At 45.3% G+C, this 22,547-nt stretch carries 25 protein-coding genes; 17 read left to right on the top strand and 8 right to left on the bottom strand.

The genetic code is table 11. The features are described from left to right. Positions 1-25: 25 nt before the first annotated feature. A complete protein-coding gene (locus tag NYE45_RS22665) occupies positions 26-493 on the bottom strand; it encodes a MerR family transcriptional regulator (RefSeq protein ID WP_340014110.1) in 468 nt (155 codons plus the stop codon). 222 nt (positions 494-715) lie between these two features. Here NYE45_RS22665 and NYE45_RS22660 point away from each other — a divergent pair, with 222 nt between their 5' ends. The 3 genes from NYE45_RS22660 to NYE45_RS22650 all read left to right on the top strand — a co-directional run bounded on the left by NYE45_RS22660 (position 716) and on the right by NYE45_RS22650 (position 3,551). Then, positions 716-1,834, top strand: coding sequence for an NADH-dependent flavin oxidoreductase (locus NYE45_RS22660; RefSeq protein ID WP_339166862.1), 1,119 nt, complete (start codon positions 716-718; stop codon positions 1,832-1,834). 192 nt (positions 1,835-2,026) lie between these two features. Beyond that, a complete protein-coding gene (locus NYE45_RS22655; protein WP_340014109.1) occupies positions 2,027-2,254 on the top strand; it encodes a hypothetical protein in 228 nt (75 codons plus the stop codon). A 67-nt stretch (positions 2,255-2,321) separates the two neighbouring features. Further along, positions 2,322-3,551, top strand: a complete 1,230-nt coding sequence (locus tag NYE45_RS22650) for a crosslink repair DNA glycosylase YcaQ family protein (RefSeq protein ID WP_340014107.1) — start codon at positions 2,322-2,324, stop codon at positions 3,549-3,551. Between the two features lie 178 nt (positions 3,552-3,729). On the opposite strand, the gene fabV is transcribed toward NYE45_RS22650, so the two are convergent. After that, positions 3,730-4,923 (bottom strand): enoyl-ACP reductase FabV, encoded by a 1,194-nt coding sequence (gene fabV, locus NYE45_RS22645; RefSeq protein ID WP_340014106.1) that lies wholly within the window; start codon positions 4,921-4,923, stop codon positions 3,730-3,732. A 204-nt stretch (positions 4,924-5,127) separates the two neighbouring features. Here fabV and NYE45_RS22640 point away from each other — a divergent pair, with 204 nt between their 5' ends. The 3 genes from NYE45_RS22640 (at position 5,128) to NYE45_RS22630 (ending at position 8,177) form a co-directional block, all read left to right on the top strand. Next, positions 5,128-6,408, top strand: a complete 1,281-nt coding sequence (locus tag NYE45_RS22640) for an XRE family transcriptional regulator (protein WP_340014105.1) — start codon at positions 5,128-5,130, stop codon at positions 6,406-6,408. Positions 6,409-6,866: 458 nt separating this feature from the next. Beyond that, positions 6,867-7,283, top strand: coding sequence for a hypothetical protein (locus tag NYE45_RS22635; protein WP_211082569.1), 417 nt, complete (start codon positions 6,867-6,869; stop codon positions 7,281-7,283). A gap of 99 nt (positions 7,284-7,382) precedes the next feature. Next, on the top strand, positions 7,383-8,177 hold the full coding sequence (locus tag NYE45_RS22630; protein WP_340017425.1) for a hypothetical protein: 795 nt from the start codon (positions 7,383-7,385) through the stop codon (positions 8,175-8,177). Positions 8,178-8,276: 99 nt separating this feature from the next. Here NYE45_RS22630 and NYE45_RS22625 read toward each other — a convergent pair whose 3' ends face one another. Together NYE45_RS22625 and NYE45_RS22620 are read right to left on the bottom strand one after the other, a co-directional pair. Beyond that, positions 8,277-9,092 carry a class I SAM-dependent methyltransferase gene (locus NYE45_RS22625; protein WP_340014103.1) on the bottom strand — a complete coding sequence of 272 codons (816 nt, stop codon included), beginning with the start codon at positions 9,090-9,092 and terminating at the stop codon, positions 8,277-8,279. Positions 9,093-9,165: 73 nt separating this feature from the next. Then, positions 9,166-10,083, bottom strand: a complete 918-nt coding sequence (locus tag NYE45_RS22620) for a YafY family protein (RefSeq protein ID WP_340014102.1) — start codon at positions 10,081-10,083, stop codon at positions 9,166-9,168. Positions 10,084-10,195: 112 nt separating this feature from the next. On the opposite strand from NYE45_RS22620, the gene NYE45_RS22615 reads away from it, so the two are divergent. After that, on the top strand, positions 10,196-11,629 hold the full coding sequence (locus NYE45_RS22615) for a glycoside hydrolase family 1 protein (RefSeq protein ID WP_340014101.1): 1,434 nt from the start codon (positions 10,196-10,198) through the stop codon (positions 11,627-11,629). 160 nt (positions 11,630-11,789) lie between these two features. Here the strand turns inward: NYE45_RS22615 and NYE45_RS22610 are convergent, their stop codons facing one another. Continuing rightward, positions 11,790-12,455, bottom strand: coding sequence for a phosphatase PAP2 family protein (locus NYE45_RS22610; RefSeq protein ID WP_340017424.1), 666 nt, complete (start codon positions 12,453-12,455; stop codon positions 11,790-11,792). Positions 12,456-12,626: 171 nt separating this feature from the next. Between NYE45_RS22610 and NYE45_RS22605 the strand changes: the two genes are divergently transcribed. Next, entirely contained in the window at positions 12,627-13,199 is a 573-nt protein-coding gene (locus NYE45_RS22605) for a hypothetical protein (protein WP_340014100.1), read from the top strand. Positions 13,200-13,371: 172 nt separating this feature from the next. Here the strand turns inward: NYE45_RS22605 and NYE45_RS22600 are convergent, their stop codons facing one another. The 3 genes from NYE45_RS22600 to mgtE form a co-directional block, all read right to left on the bottom strand. Further along, positions 13,372-14,148 (bottom strand): AraC family transcriptional regulator, encoded by a 777-nt coding sequence (locus tag NYE45_RS22600; RefSeq protein WP_340014099.1) that lies wholly within the window; start codon positions 14,146-14,148, stop codon positions 13,372-13,374. A gap of 19 nt (positions 14,149-14,167) precedes the next feature. Next, positions 14,168-14,749 carry a LysE family transporter gene (locus NYE45_RS22595; RefSeq protein ID WP_062835803.1) on the bottom strand — a complete coding sequence of 194 codons (582 nt, stop codon included), beginning with the start codon at positions 14,747-14,749 and terminating at the stop codon, positions 14,168-14,170. 155 nt (positions 14,750-14,904) lie between these two features. Further along, positions 14,905-16,275 carry a magnesium transporter gene (mgtE, locus tag NYE45_RS22590; protein ID WP_340014097.1) on the bottom strand — a complete coding sequence of 457 codons (1,371 nt, stop codon included), beginning with the start codon at positions 16,273-16,275 and terminating at the stop codon, positions 14,905-14,907. A 190-nt stretch (positions 16,276-16,465) separates the two neighbouring features. On the opposite strand from mgtE, the gene NYE45_RS22585 reads away from it, so the two are divergent. The 9 genes from NYE45_RS22585 to NYE45_RS22545 all read left to right on the top strand — a co-directional run bounded on the left by NYE45_RS22585 (position 16,466) and on the right by NYE45_RS22545 (position 22,541). Further along, complete coding sequence (locus NYE45_RS22585) at positions 16,466-17,170, top strand: DNA alkylation repair protein (protein WP_340014096.1); 705 nt, start codon at positions 16,466-16,468, stop codon at positions 17,168-17,170. Positions 17,171-17,206: 36 nt separating this feature from the next. Then, positions 17,207-17,761 (top strand): methylated-DNA--[protein]-cysteine S-methyltransferase, encoded by a 555-nt coding sequence (locus NYE45_RS22580; protein WP_340014095.1) that lies wholly within the window; start codon positions 17,207-17,209, stop codon positions 17,759-17,761. 180 nt (positions 17,762-17,941) lie between these two features. After that, complete coding sequence (locus NYE45_RS22575; protein WP_340017423.1) at positions 17,942-19,168, top strand: amidohydrolase; 1,227 nt, start codon at positions 17,942-17,944, stop codon at positions 19,166-19,168. A gap of 128 nt (positions 19,169-19,296) precedes the next feature. After that, positions 19,297-19,707 carry a GNAT family N-acetyltransferase gene (locus NYE45_RS22570; RefSeq protein WP_340014094.1) on the top strand — a complete coding sequence of 137 codons (411 nt, stop codon included), beginning with the start codon at positions 19,297-19,299 and terminating at the stop codon, positions 19,705-19,707. Between the two features lie 26 nt (positions 19,708-19,733). Next, complete coding sequence (locus NYE45_RS22565; protein WP_340014093.1) at positions 19,734-20,189, top strand: GNAT family N-acetyltransferase; 456 nt, start codon at positions 19,734-19,736, stop codon at positions 20,187-20,189. A gap of 13 nt (positions 20,190-20,202) precedes the next feature. Beyond that, a complete protein-coding gene (locus NYE45_RS22560) occupies positions 20,203-20,631 on the top strand; it encodes a GNAT family N-acetyltransferase (protein WP_340014092.1) in 429 nt (142 codons plus the stop codon). A 41-nt stretch (positions 20,632-20,672) separates the two neighbouring features. Continuing rightward, positions 20,673-21,374, top strand: a complete 702-nt coding sequence (locus NYE45_RS22555) for a DUF1361 domain-containing protein (RefSeq protein WP_340014091.1) — start codon at positions 20,673-20,675, stop codon at positions 21,372-21,374. 79 nt (positions 21,375-21,453) lie between these two features. After that, positions 21,454-22,083, top strand: a complete 630-nt coding sequence (locus NYE45_RS22550) for a hypothetical protein (protein WP_340014090.1) — start codon at positions 21,454-21,456, stop codon at positions 22,081-22,083. Then, positions 22,080-22,541 carry a hypothetical protein gene (locus NYE45_RS22545; protein ID WP_340014089.1) on the top strand — a complete coding sequence of 154 codons (462 nt, stop codon included), beginning with the start codon at positions 22,080-22,082 and terminating at the stop codon, positions 22,539-22,541. Before NYE45_RS22550 ends, NYE45_RS22545 begins: the two co-directional genes overlap by 4 nt. The last annotated feature ends 6 nt before the right edge of the window (positions 22,542-22,547 follow it).

Genomic DNA, 22,547 nt, shown 5'->3' with positions numbered 1-22,547 from the left:
GATAGGTATTTCGAGCTTCGTTTGTTCATCTGTTGGTTGTAGCATTCTGAATATTTGATTTAACCCCCTTGGTATCGACAATGTTCACCTCAAGGCCGTGACATTTAAAATTGTGGTTAGGATTTTTCCTAACCTCATCTTTTTGAAGTTCATACATAGCTAATTTATAATTTATTTCTTCCATATGTTTCAAACTTTCTTCGATTTTCTTTTGTAATTCAATTTTATGTGTCTTTAACATTTCCTCTCTTTCTAAATAGGTGGAGTTCCCCATCTCATAAGATTCCTTGTATTCTTTAATTTTAGAAAGTGGCATTCCTGTTTCTTTGAGACAAAGAATAAAAGAAATCCAATCGATTTGTTGTTCGGTATAGACTCTATTGCCTTTTTCGTCGCGTGAAATATTCGGTAATATCCCTTGCTCTTCATAAAATCGAAGTGTCTTTGCAGTTATATTATAATTCTCTACTACATGCTTCATTGAAAAAAACATCTGATCGCCTCCATAGTTACAGTTACTGTAACTATTATTCTATCACATATAAGATTATTAAAAGAAAATCGTTTGAAATTACGTATAAATTCTTACTTTACTTCCCCTTAGGTTAACCTGATATTCTTGTGTAGAACTTGTGATTGGGATGGATGAGATAGGGATACCTTCATCTATTCCATGAATAAGCACTTAGAAATCAAAAATAAAGGAGAACGTACAATGAGTAAATTTAATAACTTGTTTGAACCCTTTACATTTAATAAAGGGATTACCTTGAAGAATAGAGTGGTTATGTCTCCGATGACGACATGGTCAAGTAATGATGATTACACGATTTCCGATGAGGAAGTTGCATATTATAAAAAAAGAGTTCATGGTGTAGGTTTAGTTATCACTGGCTGTACTCATGTCCTACCTAATGGTATTGGATTTACACATGAATTCGCCGCATATAATGATTCATTTATCCCTAGTCTAAAAAAATTGGCTGACGCTGCTAAGAGTGGAGGAGCTCCAGCAATTCTTCAATTGTTCCATGCTGGAGATAAAGCGATTGCTGAATTAGTTCCTAATGGCGACGTGGTAAGTCCAAGCGGTGTTGCTCTGACTGAAGCAGTGTCCCCTAGAGAGCTTACCCATGAAGAAATTCTGGAAATTATTCATGCGTTCGGTGAAACTACAAGACGTGCAATTGAAGCTGGTTTTGATGGTGTTGAACTCCATGGAGCTCACGGTTTTTTACTTCAAAGCTTTTTATCTCCATTTTTCAACAAACGTCAAGATCAATGGGGTGGATCACTGGAAAAACGTCTAAGTTTTCCAATAGCTGTTATTCGAGAGGTGAAAAGAGCTATTGAAAAATATTCGACAAAACCTTTTATTTTAGGTTACCGCATTTCCCCAGAAGAACATCAACAAGATGCCCTTAGAATGAAAGATACTTACGCACTGATTGATAAACTGATTGAAGAAAATGTTGATTATGTTCATGGTTCCTTGGTACAAGCCCTTATGTCAAAACCAAAATATAACCAAGATAACAAAAAAACGTATCTTGAGCTGATTGTTGAACATGCCAATAATCGAATTTCAGTCATTGCAGCGGGTTCCTTGGAAAGCCCAGAGGATGTCTCTGAAAGCTTGGAGAGAGGACTTTCGTTAGCAGTAATTGGGCGTGTATTAATCTCTGATCCAGAGTGGATTGAAAAAGTTCAACAAGGGAGAGAATCGGAAATTCAAAACGTGATTAAATCATCCAAAGTTAGTGATCTTTTGTTGCCAGCGAAACTATGGGGTGTCATACAAAATGCAGGTCCATGGTTTAAAGTTGAACAATAAAGAAGATGAAAGATCAAAAAAGGACGCTAGTAATAGCGGCCTTTTTGATTTCAAGAACTGGTATACTGATTTATCCACTTCAACAGAACAGTTTATGTATTTTATGAGGAAATGAATGAAGCTTCACCTTCACTTGTTTAGCTGCACATGATATATTGACTGTATATCAACCAAAGGAGTGTGTAATCCATTATGGCACGTACACAAACACAAAAAGCATTACGCAAAGCAGAGCGGTCAGGTAAGTGGTGCTCGGAACAGAGCCGGAGAGTCAACGGAGATTATGGTGCGTTATCCCAGCATGTACGGCTCATGCCTACAAAGCAGGAAAAATTGCAAAAGGTCAAACACAAGAAGCAGATCATCCAGGATGGTGGTGCTTCTTTTTATTTTGTCCATAAGGACCGGATTGCTGGATAAGTAAGACGATAGAATATTGTACACTAAATGAAGGGAAGAACCTATACATATGACAACAGCGCTGCACATGAATAAAAAGATCGTTCGGCGTTTTTTGCTGCAAACGCAAGCTTTACTGGAACGTTGGCCCGCAGTTTCCTTACCTTCTGGACCCGACCAAGTGATGAGTCTGATCCGCTCCCTTGGCTGCGTGCAGATCGATCCTGTGGCTGCTGTAACCGGAAACCAGCATTTGGTGCTGGGTGCTCGTGACCCGGGTTATACTACTGACAGCTTAAATACACTGCTGAGTGATCAAAAGGTGTTTGAATATTTTGCAAATGCTGCATGTGTCATTCCCATCGAGGATTATGCTCTCTTTGAACCTGTGCGCGCTCGATTAAGGGAGCGTTTGGCTCCGTCTTTGCAAGGTCTGGAGAAAACAGTGCAGCATGTGTTACAGCGTTTGAAGGAAGAAGGACCTTTACCTTCAAGAGCCTTCCGTGCTGTTGAACGGGTAAGTGGGTATTGGGACAGTGCAGATGTGCCGAAGACGAAGGATACAACACTTGCTCTGAATCTACTGTTAGACTCCGCTGTGATTCGTGTGGTGGCGAGGCAAGGGAATGAACGTTATTTTCATATTACCGAATCCGGTTTGCAGCAACAGGAGCTTCCGATGAAAGTAGATATGGATGCGTTTGCCCAGAGACAGGCTCTGCTAGATAAATACATTCATGCTTATCGGGTCGTAGATGCCCGTGATCCCCGTCTGGGTTGGCTAAAATCTACAGCGGCTGAACGTCGAGCCGATATTGCTGCCCGTGTGTCAGATGGGCGAATGATCCCCCTTAAGGTGGAGGACGTGGCGACGCCTTATTATATTTGTGCTGAAGATGAGGATTTACTACTGCATATGGAAAAGGAAGAGCCGCATTATGATCCGTCAGGCCCGGTGCGTTTTCTCCCGCCGCTGGATAACCTGTTATGGAGAAGAGAACGTATTGTCGATTTATTAGATTTTCATTATAAATGGGAGATATACACGCCAGAGGTGAAAAGAACCTACGGTTACTATGCCATGCCTATTCTTCACGGTGATCGGTTAATTGGACGTATGGATCCGCGACTTGATCGCAAAACTGGAGTGCTCACCGTTCGTTTGTTATCGATGGAAGAGACTGCTCCACCTGTGGAGGAATGGATCATGGATTTTCGGGAAGGGCTTCAATTCTTTGCGTCCATGCATGGAGCGCGTTCGATCACCGTGGAGAAGACGATACCGAAAGAGCTGAAAAAGCTGCTTAAATCAATTTGATTAGGGGATAGACGAAGCAGTGTATGGATACAAAATTGGAATGGATGAACGGATATGAAAAGGACAAAAAAGGGGGAGCCAGAGGGCTCCTCCTTTTTTGATTATAAAATCATATCTTTAGCATGACATCCGAAGCTAGTGCTAACAAACCTAAGCTCACGTCCAGACAAAAACATCTTTAGTTCACCAAGTGAGGCATTTCAACGTTGGGATCAACATCTGCTTCATAATCCACACCATCGGTTTCAAAACCAAACAGCTGGAAGAATTCGCGACGGTAACCTTCCAGATCGGACAGATCGTAGATGTTCTCTGTGGTCAACTCATTCCAAAGCTTAGCTACTTCTTCCTGAACGTCAGCTCTCATCTCCCAATCGTCAATGCGAATGCGACCTGCTGCATCGGTTGGAACTTCTCCTCCTGCATACAGGCGATCAGCGAACAGACGTTGTAATTGCTCGATGCAGCCTTCATGCAAGCCTTTTTCTTTCATGACTTTGTACAATGCTGAGATATACAGCGGCACGACTGGAATCGCAGAACTGGATTGAGTCACCAGCGCCTTGGCTACAGTTAAGTACGCACGTCCACCTTTTGCACTTAGACGATCATTCAGCTTGTGTGCAGTCGCTTCCAGATGATTCTTGGCCTGACCGATGGAACCATCACGATAAATGGCATGGGTCAGTTCAGGACCGATGTAGGAGAAAGCGATGGTTGTTGCATCGTCAGCAAGCACGCCGCCTTGTTGCAGGGCATCCATCCACAGTTCCCAATCGTCTCCGCCCATAACGGATACCGTCTGACGAATTTCCTCTTCGTTTGCCGGCTCCAGTGTAACGGAGCTGATTTCGCCTGTGTGGAAGTTTACTGTTTTGTTCGTGTAGGATTGTCCGATAGGCTTCAGCACAGAGTTGAATACTTCACCCGTGTTTGGATCGGTACGACGTGCCGAGGCTACGCTGTATACTACCAGATCCACTTGACCGAGTTCACTGCGAATCAGTTCAACGGCTTTGTCTCTTGTTTCGTTTGCGAATGCATCACCTGTGATGCTGTACGATTTCAGGCCTGCTTCCTCAGCGGCTTTTTCAAATGCGGCGGAGTTGTACCAGCCTGCTGATGCTGTACGTTTCTCTGTGGAGCTGCTTGGGCGATAAATGCCGACCGTATTCGCTCCCGCCCCAAAAGCAGAGACAACGCGTGAAGCCAGTCCGTAACCGGTGGAAGCACCGATGACGAGCACATTACGGGGTCCTTTCAGCTGTGGCTGGGATTTCACATAATCAATCTGTTCCTGCACTTGCGCAGCGCAACCTACAGGGTGGGAAGTAGTACAAATAAAACCACGTGTTCTTGGTTTAATAATCATTTATTTGCATCCTTTCATATTCAGCTCATGTTTCAGCATTTCAATAAAATGCTCGTACACATACCTCCTTATTGTAAAACAATTACCTCGGAAACGGAAACCGTTTCGTTTGATTTCACCCGAAGGGTAGCGTTATATCTCTAATTTTGCGATGATGTGAATAGAAATTCACTCGCTCGTTAGGATAGAAAGGACAGGGAAACCATGCTGAAAGAACGCATTGAACTGCTTAGCAAAAGAAAACAGATCTCCCGTAAAGACCTTGTGGAAGGTCTGGTCACGCAGGCTCATTTTGCAAATATCCTGGCAGATCGTTATCCGCTTCCTGAGGACTTGGCAGAATCCATCGCTGGGCGTCTTGGGGTATCCCCTTCCTATATTGTAAAGGCGGCAGATCAGGACGAGGAAACACTCGAACGGGCAGAGCTCATTTTCGAACAAATGTCAGTTCCGGCGTCGGCGATATCCGAAGATACGGTGCATGCGCTGGCAGACCGCGATGACACGCTGACTGTAGAACTGACGACGGCCTTGATGAAGGCGGTCTATTATCAGCAATTAAACGATGCAACGGCTCATGAATACATACATACGTCTTACCTCAATTTTTACCTGGAGAAATACGGTCGTCCAGACGATATTGATCTGCCGCGTCCGTTAGTTAAGGCGCTCTTGTTCTATAAAATACAATATTACCGCTCCAAAATGGCCTTTGTGGATGTATTAACTCATGCAACCAGGCTCAGTGAGCTGGCGCTTCCTGGCAGTGAATTCTGGCTGTCTGTGCAAAACATCAAGATGGAGGCCTACATTCAGGTCAAACAGTATGAAGAGGCGAAACAGGTATTCGAGCTTACGATGCGTCATGTCTATGATCAGCGGATGTTCCATCGGTTGTCCGGGTTATATGTGGCATATAGTGGCTATTGCTTCGCAATGGGGCTGGTTCAAGAGGCACTTTCGGCATTAACCATGGCGGAGGCAAACCTCGTGTATGCAGGCAATCAGGGAGATCTGGTGACGGCGATTGCCAACAATCGGATTGTTATGTTAACGATGACAGGTGAACTGGATCAGGCACAAGCGGAGATTGAACGATTTGAGTCACTATTGCAGCAGGAAACGGAAGAAACACAGCAGGCCATGCAGCCGCTCATCGGTGTGTATCGATGCGAAGTAGCTTTGGCACGGAAGAACTGGGGCGTGCTTGCACAGAGTGTAGATCAACTTTTGAAATGTGCAACAACACAGGACCAGCAGATGAGCGCAACCTTCTACCAGAGCCATCTGGCTCTTGCACATGGAGATCGCGAGGTTTTCATGGAGCGGGCACTGGCGTGTCTGCCTTATTTCGAATCCGCCCAGCATGTCATGCGGCTTGAACCGTTATATGAGGGAATGGCTGTAGTATCGGAGGATCAGCGGAGATACAAGGAAGCAGCGATGTATTATCGGAAGCTGGTATATTTGTTACGCAAAAAATAGAGCGAGAACCATCTTGTAAAAGCCTGATTATGGCTTAATTACGTGCATTACCAACCTACTTTCCACAAAATATGTCTGAAAATCGTGAAATGAAGATCGGATTAGCAGATCTTTTTTTGCGGAATTAGCATACTTCCTTACCAAAGAAACGATTATCCGGTAATTCAATTACCGGATTTTTCGTTTTTTTTGTATGCCGCCAGAAGGGTATTCAAGGACAAGCCGCGGTGTTTATAATTTAATTATAAATACGTGTTCAAAAAGTCTGGTTTTCAGTACCGAGAAGATGGAATGAAGCTAGAAATGGAGTAGCGGAGCGTAGGAGACCTACGTGAGCAACGGACATTTCGGCTGAATTTCATATTCGATGCTGATGATGCCGCTAGGCATGATTCGTAATCAAAAGTGGACTTTTTGAACAACTTCTAAAAACAAATAAAACAAATGAGGTGCTTGATATGGGATGGTTCGGTAAAAAGAACAAACAGGAAGATGCGATTGCCAAAGCGGATAAAATGATGAATAAAGGACTTACTGGCATGATGATGAAAGGCTTTGTATCGAAGGAACATCGGGAGGCGATCAACCAAAGTCTGGATTCGGCGAAGCAGGCACAGTTGGCGGCGAGTGGTTCTCTGCCTTTAACAGCTACGGCTACGGTGGTGACGATCACCGACACAGGCAAACTGATCAACTTTGATCCGATTGTAGTGCTTGTATTGGATGTGACAGAAACGAATGGCAACCAGTATCAGCGAACATTGGAGACACTGGTATCGAAGATGCAGATTCCACGAGTAGGCGATCGGGTGGGATTAGGTCAGAATCCAGCAAATCCGTCTGAGTTGATTTACATGGGGCTATTGTCTATCTAGAAGGTATTTGGATATAAGACAGTGATATTCTATTTAATAAATGCGCATAACAACGATTAATAGAGATATTAAAAGAAGGATGAAGAGAGGGTGGATCATATGGTAGGTTTCCTGAGATTCATTGGCGTATTAACGGTGTTCGGAGTGGGGTTCTCCCCGTTTCTCGCACAGCAACTGTGGAATGATCCATTTATCATCATGCAGGCATGGTGGTATAAACCGGCGATCTTTGCCGGGTTCGCACTGATTTTTGTTCCTGCGATTTTGAGTAATATTTTCGGCGTGGGTCGAGTGAAGACAGGTTTGCCAGCAGTTGGGGTTATTAAGTCTATTCAACAGACAGGTACGTATATTAATGAACAGCCGGAGGTTCGATTGGGTCTGACGGTGTCGCGTAAGGGGCGTGAGAAATACGATACGGAGATGAAAACTGTCATTCCACTAACATCCATGGCACAGTTCCAACCGGGCAGTTTCATTCCGTTAGTCGTTTCTGTAAAGGATGAGCGCAAGGTGGGCCTTGATCTGAAAGGGCGGTTGTCGCAAGAAGATATGCAGCAATTACTGGATGAGAAGATGGTACAGCAAGGGGTATCACCTGAAATGATGGATATTGCGAGAACAGGTGAAAAAGCGATGGCCAAGATTCTCGATGTCACTCCACTTGGAAGCGGAGGCAGCAATAAGATCAAGCTTCAGCTCAAGCTCAGCATAACAAAGACGAACGGTGAAACCTTCAATGTGACAACGCAAAAAGAAATTTTGTCATCTGCGCTGCCGCAGGTGCAGCAAGGTCATATCATTAACGTCATTTATTCAAGACAAGACCCAACAAAATTGGTGTTGGCATTGAATGTACAGGAGCGACAATTAAGTGACTTATTCTCCTCCTGATGATGTAGACAAAAGGAGATCCTACAGGTCATGTTTATGACGTGTAGGACCTCCTTATTTCATTTGGTATGTACAAAAGGTGCAAGCAACGTAATGCTTTCAGACAATACCAAGGCGCATGCGATAAGAGAATAGTACTTTTCTTGATTCTCCGTCAAATACACGATTAGCCAGCGCTCTAAAGTCGTCGGCAGCTGTTAATAGCTCATCCGCTCCGAGCTTCAACGCCGTTTGTAGGCCGCCTTGGCTCAGGGCAAGATTGACGTAACGATCGGCTGTGAATGTCTCGTGGTGATGAAACACAATTTCCCGAACATATCGGAACAGCCCGGACTGCTGAATCTGCTGCAAATGCCCATCCTTGCTCCATTTATGTGCCTGATTCTCTTGAGGAGCCAGACTGGCTGCTCGTTGATCAGCTTCCGTATTCAGCTGCAGATAGGCCTGTTCAAGCTGCCAGTCTAACATTGGCGGCCAGTCGCAGTCGTAGGCTGCAAATATGCCTCCTGTACGAAGTACACGTGCAAACTCGCGTAGCGTGGGTTGCGGCTCCATCCAGTGAAACGATTGCGAACAGGTCAGCACATCCACACTGCCATCCGGAAGCCCGAGGTCGTGAGACAAGCCAGACACGAACCGGAGGTTATCCGGCTTGCCCGCAGATTCCCACTTGGACTCCGCGACAGATCTCATGTCATCGCTAGGTTCAAAGCCCATGATGCGTTCTGCCTCATTAAGCCAGATCCACGATGATAAGCCGGTGCCACAGCCAACATCTGCGACCATACGCGGTGTGCTGCCAAGATATGTCGTTAGAATATCCACCACTTCAGTGGGAGCAGCTGGCCGATTTTGATCGTATAACGTACCGAAACCTTTGAAACGTTCCACATTGTTGCGTCTAATATCTTGCATGGATAAACCTCCTTCGGTCAGATGGATGACAGAGAGTCAGCTGTGCTCAAAAGTTGTATAGGCCTATATTATATCATTCATTGTCGGGTTGTTTGTTCATGACGTTCTGCAAATGTTCAACAGCTTTGATATGACGCCTGAGCAATTCCTGTCCAACATGAGCAGGCTCGATGACGGTCAGCTCGGAACCAAACGACAGCAGGAAGGAGTAGAGCCATTCCCCAACATTCAGTTCGAGAGAGACACGGAGCCTGCCATCAGGCTCTTTTTTAATGAGGGACGGTTCGAAAAAATCATGTACTCGGTATGCAATAGTGCTGGAGAACAAAAGTGTCAGAGGAGTCAGGGCAGGAGCTATCTCTGATTCAGGGTGGGTTGACCCCGCATGAACAAGGTGATCGTGTTTTCTCGCCAGAAAAGTCAACTGGGTGATCCGTTTCATCTTGAATGTCTCGAATTCTCTCCGGTCGGGATCATCATGGATATATCCTTTGAAGTACCATGTACTGTTTTTGAATATAAGTTTCTGTGGCTCCACGGTCGGAATGCTCTTCTCACCATCCGAATTAATGTAGTGAAACGTAATTAGTTGATTCGTTAATATAGCCTGTTTCACCTGATTGAACAGTTCTCTCTCCTGGAGGGGAATGCTGCCCCATGGCGAGAAATTGAATTCGATCCAATCCAGTTTGTGATCAAACAGGGCGGTTAATCGTTGCAGCATATGGGCACTGTTAAGATGGGGGATCGCACTGACACTATAGAGTCCCATCAAAATTTCGTTCTGGTCTTCTTCCGACAGCAGCGACTTGTCCATGACATAGTTGTCCATGAGATGAATGCCGCCATGCTTGCCGGTCGTCGTATAGACGGGAATACCCGCAGCACTCAGCCGATCGATATCACGGTACACCGTGCGTACAGAAATCTCGAACAAACGGGCGAGTTCGGGTGCAGTGGCTTTCTTTTTCTCCAATAACAAAAGCAACATTCGAAATAGTCGGTTATTTTCCATGCCATGATTATACCATGACAATAGGTGTCAGGGTATGGGTGGTACACTGGTTACATAGTCTTGTTGAGATATGAAGGAGGAACTGATCATGACAATGAAAGAAGGATTTTACTGGGGTGGCGCAACGGCTGCCAATCAATTCGAGGGTGGATGGAACCAAGGTGGCAAGGGGCCGAGCACGTCTGACATGATGACAGGGGGAACCCACACGATTCCACGTCGGATTACGTCTGTATTGGAAGAGGGCACGTATTATCCGAGCCATGAAGCCGTTGATTTTTACGGACATTACAAAGAAGATATTGCGATGATGGCAGAGATGGGCTTCAAAATGTTCCGTATGTCCATCAACTGGTCCCGGATCTATCCGAACGGCTATGATCTGGAGCCAAACGAAGAGGGATTGCAGTTCTACGATAATGTCTTTGCCGAGTTGAAAAAATACAATATTGAGCCGCTCGTAACGATCTCCCATTATGAAACGCCTTTCGGTCTGACACAGAAATATAATGGCTGGGCTTCCCGTGAAGTCATCGACTGTTATATCCGTTATTGTACAACTCTCTTCAACCGTTACAAAGATCAAGTGAAATACTGGCTGACATTCAACGAAATCAACTGTCTGACGATGCCGATGGGTGCTTATATGGCTGCAGGTATTCTGTTTGAAGGCAAAGAGACACTGGTCGACGGAGTGGATGATCCACAGACTCGTTTCCAGGCATTACATCACCAATTTGTTGCAAGTGCTAAAGCGGTAAAACTGGGGCATGAGATCAACCCTGATTTCCAGATCGGCTGCATGGTTGCGTTCATGACTACCTATCCAAACACATGTAACCCGGACGACATGTTGCTTGCACAGAAGAAAGACCAAATCTCCAATATGATCTGCGGTGATGTTCAGGTTCGTGGTGCATACCCTGGATTCGCCAAACGTTTCTTCGCCGAAGAAGGTATCCAGATCGAGATGCAACCGGGAGACGAGCAGACCTTGCGTGAAGGCTGCGTAGACTTCTATTCCTTCAGTTATTACATGTCTCTGGTTGAAAGTGCGGATCAGACGCTGGAAAGAGCAGAAGGTAATCTGCTGGGCGGTATCAAAAATCCATATCTCGAAGCTTCCGACTGGGGTTGGCAGATCGATCCGAAAGGATTGCGTTACACGCTGAATCATCTGTATGATCGTTATCAGATTCCATTGATGGTGGTTGAGAACGGCTTGGGCGCTGTCGATGTGGTCGAGGAAGACGGCTCCATTCAGGATGACTATCGCATTGATTATTTGAAAGGTCACATTGAACAGATGAAAGAAGCCGTAGCTGACGGCGTAGATCTCATTGCCTACACCATGTGGGGATGTATCGACCTGGTTAGCGCATCCACTGGAGAGATGAAGAAGCGTTATGGCTTCATTCATGTCAACAAGGACAATGATGGTAACGGAGACTTGAGCAGAACACCGAAGAAGAGTTTCCACTGGTACAAAAAAGTCATTGAATCCAATGGTGAAGAGCTATAATTTGGTGTGAAAAAAACCAGATCCGCCTGTTTTCTTAAATGGGACAAGCGGTCCATGTGGCTCTGAACGAGTTCAGGACTACAATATATGAATAAAAAATACCCGGCGATCCTTCAGTGAAGGAAAGCCGGGTATTTCTATGTACACACGCTGGTCGCGACTATGCCAGTCTTCTGGACTGCAGTTGGGACATGCGCTCCAAGTGACGCCGGTAAAACCATATGCAGCTGGAGAGCCAACATCCACTTAAAAAGTATCCGCCAACGATATCACTTGGATAATGAACACCCAAATAGATACGACTTATACCAATGGTGAGTATAAAGACGGCACTGGCAATAATCATCAGCACACGTCCGGTGACGGTAGGCACATGTTTCCAGATCAGAAAGGCCAGTCCACCATACAGGCTGAATGCGGCCATGGAATGCCCGCTTGGGAAGCTATAACCGCTTACTTCAATAATTCGGTTAATAGTAGGTCTGGCACGCTGGAATACCAGTTTGAGCAAAGCATTTAACAGGGTTGAACCTGCAAGCACACAAGCCAGGAAGAGTAGTTCGCGTTTGTGTCGCAGGCAAACGTATAACACAATCATGGCGATGATGGTAATGAAGACCACAGGCATTTCACTGCCGATCCAGGTAAACAGGTGCATGAATTGTGTCATACCAGGGGATTCGAACCCCTGAATCCAGCCTATTAACGTATCATCAAATCGATGAATCTGGTTGTCGCTGATGGACAGGGCGATGCTTATAAAAGCGATCATGCATAACGCCGCAACGAGCAGCGGGAATGAGATGTTCCTTTTCCAGTTGTGCATCAAATGTTGAGTTCCTCCGTGATGGTTGATTTCGTATGTTGTGTCCTTGCGTATGTCGGACATAACGATATTTGTATTGTGCTATAATTTTACAATAAATATAGCAGCAATAAAAATATGTAACCTTAACAACGGTTGTTCAAGCAGAGAATCTAGGAGGGGACGAGCGGAATGAAACGACGGTTGGTGATGTGCATGTTGGTCTTACTGTTGGTTACGTCTGGGTTAGTGCTATTTCCCGGAGAGAAAGTCTATGCTTGCAGCTGTGTCGAGAGTGATGTTCAAGAGAGATTGAAGACCCAGACAACGGTGTTTACGGGAGAAGTGGTGAACAAAGGCCATTCTCAACAATCGAAGCATGATGGCTTGTTAAGAGAGTATACCTTTGATGTAGATACGGCATGGAAGGGAGTCAATGCCAAAAAGATGAAGATCATAGGGAGTGATGGAGGGTCTGAATCCTGTGGCATTCAATTTGAAAAGAATCAGTCTTATCTGATCTTTGCTTATCAAAATGTATTGGATCATAAACTTCATACGAATCTGTGCAGTGGCAATGTTCCTATTGAACAAGCTGGAGATGATCTGAAATTGCTTGGCGCGGGCAAGGTTGTAAGTAAAGAAGATTTTGGAGAGACTAATGATGGGCGAAGTGGGCCTTTCTATCTCATCTTATACGGTGGAGTCATTTTATTCGCAGTGTTGGCAGTCGTGTGGGTCTGGAGACGAAAGAAAAGAATTTGATTGCAGGTAATGAAAATCGAAAGCTGGATTGTATAACATAAGGTTTGTATGATGGAAAAAGAACTTAATCCCCGTACAGAGCGTTAAGAAACATTGACGTTCTATATGGGGATTTTCAGGAGTGGCGTCAAAATTTTATCCATTTGGAGTAGAGATTATCGATCCGATGGAACTAGTTTAACTGCAACATGTATTCATAAGCTGTGACACCGAATACCCGTTTGAAATGTCGGTTCAGATGGGTCAGATCGACAAATCCACAATCAGCAACAGCTGCATATACATCCTTCTGCATTTCAATGGACTGACGGGCACGCTCAACCTTGCAGTTCAAGAAAAACTGGTAGGGGGATATGCCAGCATGTGATTTGAATTCACGGATAAATTGAAACTTGGACATGCCAAATTCGGAACTCAGGTTGTCCAGCTTGAGCACATCTTCGGTGCTGCAAAACATGATTTCCTTTGCTTTGCGGACCAGGTTGTCCTGTGGCAACCAGAGCTTGGTATCCATTTCCTTCTGGGCCAGAAGGTGAACCAGATCGAAGAGTCGGTCGCTGCATTCAGCTTCGTCCTGTCTGTGTTGAACGGCATCGTTCAGCATCAGAATGCTACGTGCAAGTTCAGGTTCATAGACGATGGGAGTTGCGAAACGCAATTCCTTTTTACCTATAATCTCCTCAACCAAATCGGGCTTCAAATAGAGCATCACATAATCAATGCCAGCTTTATCATAGGAGCTTCCATCATGGGACTGTTCACGGTTGAACAGCATGACACCATTTTGGTGAGAAGCCTGATATTGTCCGTCCAAATTGTATTGTTGAATGCCGCGCAGCGTTACGCCAACCGCGTACTCTTCGTGGCAATGCTTTTTATAGGTGAAATCAGTAAAGCTGGCGGATAGTGCCAGCACGTCTTGCGACTTTTTATAGTTAAACCGTTCCATGCAGCACACCTCCCAAGCTTTAGATCAATCCGGATACTATAATGGCTGAGTATAACAAAAAAAGAGCCATGAGAATACTTAGTAATTTTTGGTGACGATTCAGTAGCGTTTTGAAAACCGTGCCAAAAACAACCCAACTGGAATAGGCGAGAAAGCCAATAAAAGTAATGAGAAGCACGAACAGAAACGATGAGAAGGAACTTTGATAAAAGGGTAATACATAACTTGGAATGACAGTGAAGGTAAACAAGACCACCTTTGGATTCACAAATTGCATGATGAAACCGTTCCAGAATCCGGTAACTTGTTTCGGTGCATCCTCAGTGGTACCCATCTTGTAAATCTGGTACGCCAGATACACCATATACAGGCCGCCGACAATCTGCATCACCTTCAGAATTCCGGGTAACACTCCCGCCAGAAGATGATTAAGAAAAGCTGAACCGGTAAGCAGCAGACCAAATGCCAGCGTAGCCCCCCACACATATTGCATCGTTTGACGCGCCCCAACTTGCTGTACGGAAGAAAGAATTACGATATTGCTAGGGCCTGGGGTGAACGTAACGACGATGCAGTAGATTAAAAAAGATGCAAGATTCATGATGTTGCTCTCCTCTGGTTGTAGTCTAGTTCCATGATCATACGTCCAGAGGTAAAAACCATATAGTACATTATTGCAGCATGTGACTCTGCAAATGTAGAAAAGGAAAACAGCGTAACCCAACCGCTTCATAAAAAGGCGGTCTGGTCACGCTGCTACATCAAGGCATCGAGGAAACGTGTGGCGATCCCAAAATAGATAAACAGGGACAAGATATCATTCAATGTGGTGATTAATGGGCCAGAGGCGACAGCAGGGTCTACTTTGAAACGACTAAGCAGAAGCGGGATACAGGTACCGGTCAGTGTGCCGATGACGAGAGTGAGGAACAGAGACACCCCAATAATGGCGCCCAGCAGCCAATCCCCTTGCCAGAAATAAGCAATGACGGTGATCAGTAATCCGCACACCAATCCTATCATCGTGCCTACTTTGATCTCCCGACCAATCAGTGCGAGTACGGTGGCTTTGTCGAGTTTGCGCCCGATCAATCCGCGTACCACAACAGCCAGAGACTGGGTCCCTGTGTTCCCCGTCATACCCGCGATCATCGGCATGAAGAATGCCAGTGCGACAACCTGATTGAGTGTATCTTCGAAGAAATCCACAATGCTTCCCGAGATCAATCCAATCAACAGAAGCAATATGAGCCAGGGAAGTCTGCGTCTGACCGCCACGAGCGGTTTGGTATCAAAATCGATATCCTTGCTGCCACCACCCATCTTGGCTAAATCTTCACTGGCTTCATCCATAATTATATCAATGACATCATCCATCTGGATGACACCGCATAATCTGTGATTCTCATCTACCACCGGAAGCGCCATAAACTCATAGCGCTGCAAAAGCTGTGCGGCTTCTTCCTGGTCCATATCCACCGTTGCATGGATTACCCGCCGAGTCATCAGTTCTTCAACTTGAGTCTTGTCGTCGGACAAGGCGAGGGATCGATAACTCACGACACCGACCAGTTTGCCTTCATTATCGGTCACATAGAGATAACTGGAGGCGGAGATATGCATGGTACCTTGCGATTGTCGTAAGGCTTCCTTGGCTGTCTCATGAGCAAGCAAAGTCCGATATTGATCCGTCATGATCCGTCCTGCCGTCTCTGGCGGATAATTAAGTACAGATCGGATAATGGCTGAGTGGTCCAGGTTCATGTTGGACAGTAATTCTTCTCTGCGTTTGGCAGGCAAATCGTGCATGAACCGGATCAAATCACTTTTGTCCATCTGCTGCATGACTTCAAGCGTGCGTTCCGGGCCGAGTCGTTCAAACAGCTGAATCTGTTCGTGCAGCTTCAGGGTCTCGGCGAGATCCGCCAGGGCATCGGGTTTGAACAAGAGCAGAAACCGATTGGTCTCTTCTTCAGGGAACTTTTTATATACGAGTGAGAGGTCGTAGGGATGCAGTTCTTTCACCAATTTATAGAAATCGGACAGATTCCGCGATTGCACATGTTGCACAAGTTGTTCGGTGATTTCTTCAACGGAGAAATCTTTCTTGGAATCAGATTCTTTCATATCGACACTCCTTTCTAAACGATCAGCTTCATACTTTTAAACGAAATGGGTTAGCGGTTAAACAATGAAGGGAAAAAGAGATTTCCCAAAACGATATTGTAATCTTGCTCAAACATTCGAGATGGGCTTACAAACGAGCGCTGCAAGGATATACTTGTTGTATGGCAACAGACGAGGAGGACATGCGTTAGTGGAAATAGATATCAGAACACAATTGCTCAGCTTGGCTGAGCCGGAGTATCAGAAATTCTCGGCTGCGCTCATTCCCAACATCACGAATGTACTAGGTGTGAGATTGCCGCTCTTACGAAAGATTGCCAAACAGATTGCAGCCGGGGACTGGCGCACGTATCTGGAGACGGCAGACGATGAATACTTTGAAGAAGTGATGCTTCAAGCGATGGTGATTGGACATGTACAGGCCGATCTGGACGAGCTGCTGAAGGCCATTGAAGCATTTGTGCCGAAGATCGATAACTGGTCAGTGTGTGACAGCTTCTGTGCGGGACTAAAATATACGAAGATGCATTCGGAGCCAATGTGGGCGTTCTTGCAGCCCTATCTGCGATCAGATCAGGAATATGAAATCCGGTTTGGCGTGGTGATGCTGTTGAATTTTTATCTGGATGAGAGATATATCGATCAGGTTCTAAGCGCTTTGGATCAGATTAGGCACGAGGCGTATTATGTGAAAATGGCAGTTGCTTGGGCCATCTCGATGGCTTATGTGAAACAACCTGAAGTGACCATGCGCTATCTGAAGCATAATACCCTGGACGATTTTACGTATAATAAGGCACTTCAGAAAATCACGGAATCTTATCGGGTTGACCCGGAGACCAAGCAGATGATTCGCGGTATGAAACGTAAGGTGAAGAAGCAGGTTACGTCCTAGCATTAAGCATTCCACCGGGGAGAGGGCGATAAACGGATGAGAAAAAAGTTGATGTACACCACGATGCAGTTGGACGGTCGTCCATGGGTGCTGCTCGCTACGGAACAGGGATTGTGCCGAGTGGTCATGCCCAATGAAACACTGGAGGACTGGAACGGCTGGATACAGAAAGTTGCACCTGGCGTGGAACTGGAAGAGAACAAGTATGCTCTGAAACGAACAGGTATGATGGACTGGTTGCAGTCCTATTTTGCAGGAGAATCCATGGCTTATACAGATGCGATCCCACTGGACTTGATCGGAACTAACTTTCAGCAGGATGTATGGAGAGAGCTAGGGCGTGTGCCTTACGGTGAAATTCGGACCTATGGGGACATCGCCGCAGCGATTGGAAGACCCTCAGCTGTACGAGCGGTGGGGGCTGCAAATGGAGCCAACCCCATTCCGATTCTGTTACCCTGCCACCGCATTATTGGGGCCAATCGCAAGCTGACCGGATTCCGTGGAGGTCTGGAGATGAAGCGCAGACTGCTGGATATCGAACAGATTGAAGGCGTGACCGATGGAGGACATGTGCGGTTTCATTTTTAATGCAGGCACGTTATTGTGCCTGTTTTTTTTGTATGTATTAAGGAAGGCATGCAAACGTTCCGCGTATGGAAAACCAACGTTTTACATATTTTTGCCCGGTGAAACCGTATGGTACCATGGATCATAGAACAATCGGTATCCGGGGGACGTAATGCCGGGTGAGAAAAGAGGGATGACATGATGAAGCAGGCCTACTGGTTAACCAATGTAACTGTGGAGCAGAGTTATGTTCGAGAAGGAGAACAGGTGACGGGGACACGGACAAGCCCTGCTCATCTGCGGATTGAAGATGGAGTGATCGCGGCGATCGTGGAAGGAAACAACTCGCTGTCTAGCGATCTACCACAAGTAGATGGCAAGGGACTTCTGCTGTTGCCTTCGTTCGAGGAGGCACATATTCATCTGGATAAAACCTACTACGATGGGCCGTGGACAGCCGTTAAACGTATCTCCAGTATTTTCGATCGTATTGAAGAAGAAAAGGTTCTGTTGCCCAAGTTGCTACCAGATGCCCAGCGTCAAGCGGAGAGTATTCTGGCCTTGATTCAGGGGTACGGCTCCACTCATGTACGTAGTCATTGTAATATTGAACCCGTCAGTGGGTTGAAAAGACTGGAAGCGACGAGGCAGGCTCTGGAATCATTTTCGGGCAAAATCTCTTCAGAGATCGTGGCTTTTCCGCAGCATGGGCTACTTCGCTCCAATTCAGTGGAGCTTATGGGCCAAGCGATGAAAGAAGGCGCAACGCATGTGGGCGGACTCGATCCTCATACGGTGGACGAACAGATAGAGAAATCACTGAATGCCATGGTTGAACTGGCTGTTCAGCACCATACGGGCATAGACATACATCTGCATGATAGCGGGCAGGCTGGCAAACAAACGCTGCTGGAACTCGTGAATCTGACCGAAGCAGCAGGGCTTCAGGGCAAAGTTACCGTGAGTCATGCATTCTGGTTCGCCCGTGCAGAGCAGCAGGAAGCAGAAGATATGGCGCAGCGAATGGCTTCGCTTGGGATGAGCATTGCTTCCACAGTGCCCATTGGCAGAACGATGATGCCTCTTCCCATGCTCCACCGTATGGGCGTGAACGTGAAGCTGGCAACAGATAGCCTGACGGATCATTGGTCTCCTTTTGGCAATGGGGATCTGCTTGAGAAAGCAGGACGCTTCGCAGAACTGTATGGATATAGTGATGAACTGTCCTTGTCTCAATCTTTGGCATTCGTAACAGGCGGTATCACACCGCTGAATTCACATGGGCAGCAGGTATGGCCGAAGGTAGGAGATGCAGCGAGTTTTGTACTGGTCCATGCAAGTTGTTCGGCGGAAGCTGTTGCGAGGCGATCTGCGCGGCAGGCCGTATGGTACAAGGGGCAATTGGTCAGCGGATCGACATCGGATTAAGGAAAATGGAGCGTCTAGAGCCACGGGGAACCGTGGCTTTTTGGCATGGGAGAAAAAGAGGAAGGAACTGTTCGCATATACCACATTTTGGGTTATGATGGACGTAGTTAATGGAGGGAGCCATACGAATGAAAATTGAATATGCAACGGAAGACGACTACGAATATATCATGGAGAGAGATCGGCATATCTATCAGCCACTTGTGAAAACAAAGATTCGTGAGAAAGAAATACTCATCCTATGGGACGAGGACGAGGGAACAAGAATTGGATGGATGAGATACGGGTACTTTTGGGACAACATTCCCTTTATGAATATGATCTGGATTGATGAACCTTATCGAAACGGCGGATATGGCAGAAAAGTCGTGCATCACTGGGAAAGTCTAATGAAGGAACAAGGCTTCGATACCGTGATGACTTCAACGCAATCAGATGAACATGCCCAACACTTCTATCGAAAGCTGGGGTATGTTGATGCTGGGGCTTTGTTGCTGGATGTGCAGCCTTTGGAGATTATTTTGATCAAGAAAATCTAGTAAATAAGCTGCAAGGAGAGAAGATTGTGGATGTGAAGCAAGTGACGCTACAACCCATAACCAAAGAAAATGAACTCGATTGCATTAACCTTAAACCGCGGGAAGATCAGCTCGATTTGGTCGCAAGCAATGCGGATTCATTGATGCATGCGACGAAGGAAATTACATCTAAACCATACGGTATTTTGGCAGAGGAGCAGATGGTCGGTTTTATTTTATTTGATAACGAGATCTACAATGACGGATATTACTGGATTCTCCGTTTCATGATTGATGAGAAGCACCAGGGTAAGGGCTACGGTAAACTCGCTATTCGAGAAGTGATTCGTATGTTGCAAGAGAGAAGTGATTGCCAGCAAATCAGGGTATCCCATGTTCCACATAACATTGCGGCAAATGCGCTGTACAAGCGTTGCGGGTTTCAAGAAACGGGAGAGTTTGAAGACAACGGTGATATCATTTTAAGTTATCAGATGAGGTAATGGGGGGAGCTAGATGATAAGAGAGGCAGAAGCTAGGGATGCAGCAGTTATCGAAAGGCTGTACAAAGAATTACTGCCGAACAACGTAAACACGAAGGTACTTGCAGAGCGTATTGAAGAAGTTCGCAATAATCCAGACAGTTTCTTGTTTGTGTATGAAATGGGTGATCAGGTGATCGGCACGGCTCATTTACATATTTGTCTGGATGCTTTGGTGGAAAATAGACCCTTCGGCGTAGTTGAGCGGGTTATCATTACGGAACATGTGCAGAGCAAGGGATATGGATCTGATTTGATGAAACATATAGAGCATGTATGTGTGCAGAAAAATTGTGTGAAGGTGTTTCTTACAAGCGGATCATCCAGAAACGAAGCACATCACTTTTATACGAAATTGGGGTACAACGGAGAATCCAGCAAGGCATTTAAAAAGTATTTATAACTTATAACAATTATCAAGGAAAAGGAAGTAGAAGCAAAGAAATGAAAGATAACAAACATCCGGTTCAAGATCTCCGACTCATCGTTACCTTGCTCGTGGCTACTTGTTGTTGTCTAGGTGTTGTGATGTATTTACGTGGAAAAACAGATACGAATATGTATCGCTTTTTGAGCTGGGATATGTTTCTGGCATGGGTCCCCTTCATCATCTCATCCTGCATTAGATACATATTCAATAAGAAAGTAACCACAACGAGCGTTATATGCATGGGCCTGATGTGTGCAGTTTGGCTCTTTTTTCTGCCGAATTCGGCCTACCTTTTTACGGAGATCCTGCATTCATTCAGATATTTTGATGCTCAGGGGGAGATTAGATTTTGGGTTAATATTGATTTTTGGTATAGTCTCACCCTGACATTTGCCGTAGCGATTATCGGATTGCTGCTCTCGACTTGTTCGATCATTCAAATCCATGGCATGTTAAACAAAATAGTCAATAAGTACATTAGCATGATGGTTATAGGCGTTATTTTGCTCTTAAGCAGTATAGGGGTCTACATTGGTAGATTTAATCGGTGGAATTCGTGGGATGTATTATCCCGGCCTGGGAAGATCTTCGTGGATCTTGTAAATGATTTCAATGCAGCGAACAGCATGATGGTTGAGTTTGTCGCCATTGTATTTACGGTTCAGCTTTTTGGCTACGTTATCGTATCTTTGCTAACCGCAAGGTCTAGCAGTTAATTATTCCATTTGAAAGGGTAAAGGAACAGCCATTGTGTATTTCTTTATAAAAATGACACCAAGGAGGCAATATCACACGATGGGTAATCTTAATTTTATCGATAAACTTCCTCACATTAGTGAATGCAAACAGATTCTTAAGGCAGCAGCTATGCTGGATGCCATTTTGATGCCGGAATGGGAGTACAGGTATTACTCGTATAATTCCCAGTGGGACACGAATGAGCAAATGGCATCCATGAGAGATGGACAAGGAGATCATTATTTTGCAATATTCAGTCCGAATGGGCTGATTATTAAAGGCTTTGATAAAGAGTATGCACTTCAGCATAAGGTTGACAGGAGTGATGTGGTAAAGAGTGTTCCAGAAGCATTTAATACATTTTTGGCAGAGCCGGCATTTGTAATGGATCAGACGACGTTCTGTATCTGGAGTGTGGCGGATCAGGAAGGGTGGTCTGCGGGCACGGTGCTTGGGGATCATGAATACGAACTGTTAGAGATTTTGGTAGGCGGCGCGAAATATTATCATGCTTGGGCACAGGATTACTACGAGATAGCGTTGGATATCAAACTGGTTGAACAGGTATTTGATATGAAGCCGATCGATGAGGTCTTACTACAGCAATTAAATGATGAACTGAGATTAAGTGATATCGAAGATGAAATTGCAGAAATTGGATACCCGGATAAGGATCTGAACGTATGAAGGCGATAACGCAGGAAATTACAGAAGAATTATTGGCTGTGATGGATATATACCAAAGAATCGCGCAGCAATTGATTGACCAATTGATATTGGAAACCGATCAGCCTGATCGCATGGAGATCCTGGCAGGTGCGTACGATATGCTGACCAATGCGGATGTAATCCATGGAGGAGAAGAATTAACGGGAAACTGGTTTTTTGATGTTCATGGTGAGCACTGTATGTTCCAGAATACAGAAAATGGGCAGACATTGGAGGTTTCCCTTGGTAGTCCAGAAGATGTGGGTAACATGGACCCCTACTTTTTTTATAATTTTATCAAAACAACACCAGAGCTTGCATACCTGACTTCGTATTTCGAGAATCCATTTAAGGACATGTTGGATTTCTTTGAACATTTGGAAGCAGAGCATGTGTTAATTCATGTTCACGGGGTGGCGTATAGAAAGGTTCTTTAATTGCTG

It is taken from the genome of Paenibacillus sp. FSL K6-1318 (assembly GCF_037976905.1).
In the GTDB taxonomy this organism is placed as follows: domain Bacteria; phylum Bacillota; class Bacilli; order Paenibacillales; family Paenibacillaceae; genus Paenibacillus; species Paenibacillus amylolyticus_A.
The sequence above is the reverse complement of the archived record's forward strand: the minus strand, read 5'-3'. Positions and strand labels throughout refer to the sequence as shown.

What these genes read in the sequence shown, in the direction of transcription:
- NYE45_RS22665 (WP_340014110.1), bottom strand. Translation starts at nt 493, where the DNA reads ATGTTTTTTTCAATGAAGCATGTAGTAGAGAATTATAATATAACTGCA.
- NYE45_RS22660 (WP_339166862.1), top strand. Translation starts at nt 716, where the DNA reads ATGAGTAAATTTAATAACTTGTTTGAACCCTTTACATTTAATAAAGGG.
- NYE45_RS22655 (WP_340014109.1), top strand. Translation starts at nt 2,027, where the DNA reads ATGGCACGTACACAAACACAAAAAGCATTACGCAAAGCAGAGCGGTCA.
- NYE45_RS22650 (WP_340014107.1), top strand. Translation starts at nt 2,322, where the DNA reads ATGAATAAAAAGATCGTTCGGCGTTTTTTGCTGCAAACGCAAGCTTTA.
- fabV (WP_340014106.1), bottom strand. Translation starts at nt 4,923, where the DNA reads ATGATTATTAAACCAAGAACACGTGGTTTTATTTGTACTACTTCCCAC.
- NYE45_RS22640 (WP_340014105.1), top strand. Translation starts at nt 5,128, where the DNA reads ATGCTGAAAGAACGCATTGAACTGCTTAGCAAAAGAAAACAGATCTCC.
- NYE45_RS22635 (WP_211082569.1), top strand. Translation starts at nt 6,867, where the DNA reads ATGGGATGGTTCGGTAAAAAGAACAAACAGGAAGATGCGATTGCCAAA.
- NYE45_RS22630 (WP_340017425.1), top strand. Translation starts at nt 7,383, where the DNA reads ATGGTAGGTTTCCTGAGATTCATTGGCGTATTAACGGTGTTCGGAGTG.
- NYE45_RS22625 (WP_340014103.1), bottom strand. Translation starts at nt 9,092, where the DNA reads ATGCAAGATATTAGACGCAACAATGTGGAACGTTTCAAAGGTTTCGGT.
- NYE45_RS22620 (WP_340014102.1), bottom strand. Translation starts at nt 10,083, where the DNA reads ATGTTGCTTTTGTTATTGGAGAAAAAGAAAGCCACTGCACCCGAACTC.
- NYE45_RS22615 (WP_340014101.1), top strand. Translation starts at nt 10,196, where the DNA reads ATGACAATGAAAGAAGGATTTTACTGGGGTGGCGCAACGGCTGCCAAT.
- NYE45_RS22610 (WP_340017424.1), bottom strand. Translation starts at nt 12,455, where the DNA reads ATGCACAACTGGAAAAGGAACATCTCATTCCCGCTGCTCGTTGCGGCG.
- NYE45_RS22605 (WP_340014100.1), top strand. Translation starts at nt 12,627, where the DNA reads ATGAAACGACGGTTGGTGATGTGCATGTTGGTCTTACTGTTGGTTACG.
- NYE45_RS22600 (WP_340014099.1), bottom strand. Translation starts at nt 14,148, where the DNA reads ATGGAACGGTTTAACTATAAAAAGTCGCAAGACGTGCTGGCACTATCC.
- NYE45_RS22595 (WP_062835803.1), bottom strand. Translation starts at nt 14,749, where the DNA reads ATGAATCTTGCATCTTTTTTAATCTACTGCATCGTCGTTACGTTCACC.
- mgtE (WP_340014097.1), bottom strand. Translation starts at nt 16,275, where the DNA reads ATGAAAGAATCTGATTCCAAGAAAGATTTCTCCGTTGAAGAAATCACC.
- NYE45_RS22580 (WP_340014095.1), top strand. Translation starts at nt 17,207, where the DNA reads ATGAGAAAAAAGTTGATGTACACCACGATGCAGTTGGACGGTCGTCCA.
- NYE45_RS22575 (WP_340017423.1), top strand. Translation starts at nt 17,942, where the DNA reads ATGAAGCAGGCCTACTGGTTAACCAATGTAACTGTGGAGCAGAGTTAT.
- NYE45_RS22570 (WP_340014094.1), top strand. Translation starts at nt 19,297, where the DNA reads ATGAAAATTGAATATGCAACGGAAGACGACTACGAATATATCATGGAG.
- NYE45_RS22560 (WP_340014092.1), top strand. Translation starts at nt 20,203, where the DNA reads ATGATAAGAGAGGCAGAAGCTAGGGATGCAGCAGTTATCGAAAGGCTG.
- NYE45_RS22555 (WP_340014091.1), top strand. Translation starts at nt 20,673, where the DNA reads ATGAAAGATAACAAACATCCGGTTCAAGATCTCCGACTCATCGTTACC.
- NYE45_RS22550 (WP_340014090.1), top strand. Translation starts at nt 21,454, where the DNA reads ATGGGTAATCTTAATTTTATCGATAAACTTCCTCACATTAGTGAATGC.
- NYE45_RS22545 (WP_340014089.1), top strand. Translation starts at nt 22,080, where the DNA reads ATGAAGGCGATAACGCAGGAAATTACAGAAGAATTATTGGCTGTGATG.